The organism is Nocardioides sp. (genome assembly GCF_035429765.1).
Classification (GTDB): domain Bacteria; phylum Actinomycetota; class Actinomycetes; order Propionibacteriales; family Nocardioidaceae; genus Nocardioides.
In genome coordinates this window covers 9,643-14,023 of the sequence record NZ_DAOMFK010000070.1, presented here as the reverse complement: position 1 = coordinate 14,023, position 4,381 = coordinate 9,643, and the positions used below count along the sequence as shown (strand labels likewise).

General features: G+C 68.7%; 3 protein-coding genes and 1 pseudogene. 1 reads left to right on the top strand and 3 read right to left on the bottom strand.

The window, feature by feature from the left end; translation table 11 throughout:
- Positions 1 to 25: 25 nt before the first annotated feature.
- The 3 genes from PLP61_RS08525 to PLP61_RS08515 are packed head-to-tail and all read right to left on the bottom strand — an operon-like array spanning position 26 to position 3,575.
- Positions 26 to 1,045 (bottom strand): VOC family protein, encoded by a 1,020-nt coding sequence (locus tag PLP61_RS08525; RefSeq protein ID WP_324502203.1) that lies wholly within the window; start codon positions 1,043 to 1,045, stop codon positions 26 to 28.
- Positions 1,042 to 1,962 carry an alpha/beta fold hydrolase gene (locus tag PLP61_RS08520; protein ID WP_324502202.1) on the bottom strand — a complete coding sequence of 307 codons (921 nt, stop codon included), beginning with the start codon at positions 1,960 to 1,962 and terminating at the stop codon, positions 1,042 to 1,044. The genes PLP61_RS08525 and PLP61_RS08520 overlap by 4 nt, the downstream gene beginning before the upstream one ends.
- Complete coding sequence (locus PLP61_RS08515; protein ID WP_324502201.1) at positions 1,959 to 3,575, bottom strand: bifunctional 3-(3-hydroxy-phenyl)propionate/3-hydroxycinnamic acid hydroxylase; 1,617 nt, start codon at positions 3,573 to 3,575, stop codon at positions 1,959 to 1,961. The genes PLP61_RS08520 and PLP61_RS08515 overlap by 4 nt, the downstream gene beginning before the upstream one ends.
- A 107-nt stretch (positions 3,576 to 3,682) precedes the next feature.
- Between PLP61_RS08515 and PLP61_RS17130 the strand changes: the two are divergent.
- Positions 3,683 to 3,952 (top strand): annotated as a pseudogene (locus tag PLP61_RS17130) (TetR/AcrR family transcriptional regulator); the annotation flags it as partial.
- Positions 3,953 to 4,381: the final 429 nt, after the last annotated feature.

Genomic DNA, 4,381 nt, shown 5'->3' with positions numbered 1-4,381 from the left:
CGGCATACCGCGCGAAACTGGGTTGTCAGGCTGGGACGGAGGTGGTGTCGCGTAGCTCAGGGACAGTGATCTCGGTCTGTCGGGTGGAGCGGAGGGCGTGTCGGACCATGCCCATCTTGTGGATGATGTCCTCGCCGATGGGGGTGTGTCCCCACAGCGAGATGCCGTGGTAGGTGGTGGGTTCCCAGGTGGCTTCGAGCTCTTCGGTGACGGCCAGGGGTGCCCAGCCGACCTCCAGCTCGAAGCCGGAGGGTGTCTTGCAGTAGAAGGAGAGGGAGCGGTCGTTGGGGTGCTGGCCGACCGACCACATCATCCTGAAGCCCTCGGCCGTGACGCGCTCGTAGGCGGCGACCATGTCGTCGAGCTGGGCGACTTGGACATTGACGTGCTGGATAACCGTGCGGACGGGGTCGACCGCCAGGCGTTGGACGCCGGCGACGGCGACGGAGTGGTGACGCTCGTTCACGCGGAGGAACCGGATGCGCAGGTCCATGGGTCCGATGCGTTCGAGGATGAAGTCGGAAAGGCGGGCGTCGAAGAGGGTGCTGTAGTAGCTGTGCATACCGAGCACGTCCTTGGACGTGATGGCGACGTGGCCCATGCCGCTCTCGCCGGTGACGAAGGCGGTGTTGCGCATGACCAGCGGTGTCGGGGTCGTGATCGGCGTCGTGAAGATCTCGGTCGCGGCTCCCTTGGGGCCGGGAAGGCGCCACAGGCGCTCGACGCCGCGCCTCGCGCACTCGTCGGACGTCCCTTCCTGGACCGGCAGTCCGCGCGACATGACGCGCTCGAGGATGACGTCGAAGGTCTCGTGGTCGTCGACCTGCCAGCCCAGCGCGGTGACGTCCTCGGCGGGGCCGCGCTGGAGGAGGAAGCGGCACTCGCGGTCGTCGAGTCGGAACCGGGTGGTGTCGGCAGTCAGCTCGTCTACGTGCAGGCCCACGGCGTCGGCGCCGAAGCGGCGCCAGTCGGTGAGCCGCTGGGTCTCGACGACGAGGTAGCCGAGGTGGACACGGCCGAAGACGTCGTTCGCGGTCGTGGTCATGCCGTGTGCTCCTCGTGATCCCTGGTGGGGTGGGACAGGTAGGTCTGGGGTTCCTGCAAGAACTGGGTGGCCAGGGCCCTGAACCGGTCGACCTGTTCGATCTGCACCCAGTGACCGGCGTGGGGCAGGACGTGGAGCTGGGCGTTGGGCAGGTGCTCGGCGAGGTAGAAGGACGACTCCTTGCGGATGATCCGGTCCTCGCGGCCGTGTACCACCAGCACCTCGTGCTGGATGGCGGCGAGTCCGTCGACCGGGAACACCAAGAGGGGACCGTCGGGGCTGAAGGTGCGCAGGTGCGACCGGCGAATGTCCTCGCGGGCGGCGTAGTCGGCTCGTTGGGCTGCGATCTGGTCGATGTGGTCGCCGTAGAGACCAGGGTCGTGGAGGAACCGCTCCATCAGGTCGAGCATCGACTCGGCCGAGGGGTCGTCGTAGTAGGTGATCATCTTGATCAGGTCGGCGGTGGGCTCGATGGGGGCGCCCGCGCTGCCCATGAGGATCAGGCGGTCGACGCGGTCGGGCTGCTGCTGAACCAGCAGGAGGGCGATCATGCCGCCCATCGAGTTGCCGACGACGTGGGCGGAAGCGATGCCGAGGGCGTCGAGCAGGCCGAGCGTGGCGCGAGCGCGCAGAGCGGCGGAGTCCGCGACGCCGAGGGGGAGGTCCACGGGGTGTGAGGAGTCGCCGAAGCCGAGCACGTCGGGTGCGACGTGGTGGTACCCGGGCATGGTGGTGAGGAGCTCCTGCCAGTTCGACAGCGCGCTCACCCCGGGCCCGGACCCGTGCAGCCACAAGATCGCTGGGTCCGCGGGGTCACCCGCCTGGTGGGTGCGGATGGTCCAGTCACCCACGGTGACGTCGCTGGTGGTCACGTCCAAGGGGCTGCTCCCGGTCGAGTTCGGTGCGTGCGTGGTCATGAGGCGGCCGCTTCCCGGACGGCGGGCGAGGTGGCGGGCCGGACGACGGCGCGGGTGGCGCGCGTGCCGGGGACGTCGAGTCCCGTGGTGTCGGTGGCGGCGACGAACCGGTCGGGACGCACGACGACGACGCCGGCCCGGTGGCGCTTCATCCACTGCGTCAGCACTCCGGTGTGGTCGATGACGTCGTGCGGCTCGTCGGTGGTGGCGAACCCGGTACGCACGCGGTGGAAGCGTGCACCCAGTCGCGTCCAGTCCTCGATCTGCGCCCGGGTCATCGCCTTGCGCGGGTCGATTCCGGCGCCGAGCACGACGAAGTCGTCGCCGAGGAGGTCGTCGAGCAGGTGCTCGCCGCCTTGCCGGTCGAAGACCGACGGCTGGGGGATCATCCGACCGAGGGCGTTGCGGCGGTGGGGCCGGCCGGTGACCCAGCCGTGGTCGAAGCGGTTGGTGGCGTTGCTGGGCTGGAGGACCCGGTTCCAGAACGGCAGGTGCCGAGCCCATGGGCCGAGGGTGTTGCGAAGAGCGACTAGCACCCGTTGGTCGGCCTCAATGAACATCCCGAGTCGCACCGTCATCTCAGTCAGCATCTCTACGTGCTGCCACCGCTCGGTCTCGATGGTGTCGAGCACGGTGTCGTCGAGCTGTCCGCGACAGACCGCGACCAGCTTCCAGGCAAGGTTGTGTGCGTCGCGGATCCCCGACTGCATGCCTTGGCCGGCCCACGGTGGCATCAGGTGCGCGGCGTCGCCGATGAGCACCACGCGATCGCGTCGCCAGCCCTCGAGGTGACGCAGGTGGTGGCTGTAGAACGCGTAGCCCTTGATCCGCACGTGGGACTCGTCCATGCCGAGGGCGCGCAACCGCTCCCACACCTTGTCCTCGGAGTCGTAGTCGGCGTCGGTCTCGCCGGGGGCGAGCGGAATCTCCCACCGGTGGTTGGCCTTGGCCAGCGGGATGTCGACCACGGGCCGGACCGGGTCGGACCAGAAGACGAGCTCGTCGCTGCCGGGCCAGGGCTCGAGCACCTCGCCGTCGATCACGATCCACCGACGCGGGCGCGTCGTGCCGACCATTGTCAGTCCGAGCGCCTCGCGGACCGGGCTCGAGCCACCGTCGGCGCCGACCACGTACCGCACGCGCAACGTGTAGGCGTGCCCCTCGTCGTCGCTGGCCTGCACGGTGACCCCGTCGGGATCCTGCTCCAGCCCGGCGAAGGTGTGGCCGAAGCGGACGTCGAGCGTCTCGTAGCGGGCCGCGTGGTCCCGGATCACGGCCTCCATCTCGGGCTGGTAGATCATCATCGCGGTCGGCTGGCCCAAGACGTCGGGCTTCTGGACCAGACGGAACACCAGCTTGTGCTGATAGGTCTTCCAGCTCACCGCGGGCATCACATCCATGTCCTGCTTGACCCGCTCGGCGACTCCCAGCTCCTGCAGGATCCGCAGCGTCCAGTCGTTGACCGTGACCGCCCGTGCCCGCGCGTACAGGTCCTTGTCCCGCTCGAGCACGACTGTCCGCACACCGGCCTTGCCGAGCAGGCTGGCCGCGATCTCGCCGCTGGGGCCGTAGCCCACCACCGCGACGTCCGCGTCGAATCCCTGGGCGTTCACCACGCCACCTCCCTGATAGTTTCTGTACCGACCGGTCCAGTCAGTTCTGGTAGGATGAGGGTGTGTCGACGGATCTGTCAAGCACCTCGCATCATTACGATCGAGCCATGACCACCTCGCCCGGAACGACCCCTGTGACCAGCGCTGAGAGCCTCGCTGGCGGCGTCGGTGTGCGCCGCAACGCCCAGGGTCAGCGCGTGCGCGAGGAGATCCTCGACACCGCCTCACGCCTGATGTCGGAATACGGGTACGACGGCGCGAGCATCTCCGCGATCATCAAGGCATCCGGCATCCAGAAGAGCTCGATCTACTGGCAGTTCGACTCCAAGGCCGCCATCGCGGCCGCCGTCATGGAACGCGGCGCTCGCCGCTTCTTCGACGCCACCCCGCTACGCGGGACCAGGGGTAGCGCCGGGACACGGCTCCACTCGTTCCTGCGGGGCATCGCCACCAACCTCGACGAGCACCAGGAGTTCCTCCGCCTCTTCCTCACCCTTGTGCTCACCAACCGCGACCCCGACGTCGCCGACGTCCTAGACCGCGTCCGCACCGAGGCACTGACCCGGATGCGCGAGTTCATCACCGTCGCTTTCGAGGGCGAAGCACCCGACGTGGCTGCCCGCATCGGAGACCAGCTCGCCGGCCTCGGGGTCGCACTTTTCGACGGCTACTTCCTCGCCGCCCAGATCGACGGACCCCACGGCCGCGACCAGAGGGTCCGCGACATGGCCAAGGCCCTCGAACTGTACGGACACGCCATCGCCGCCACCGCACGCCCGTAGGGCCCAGCCCTGTCCACGCGGTGC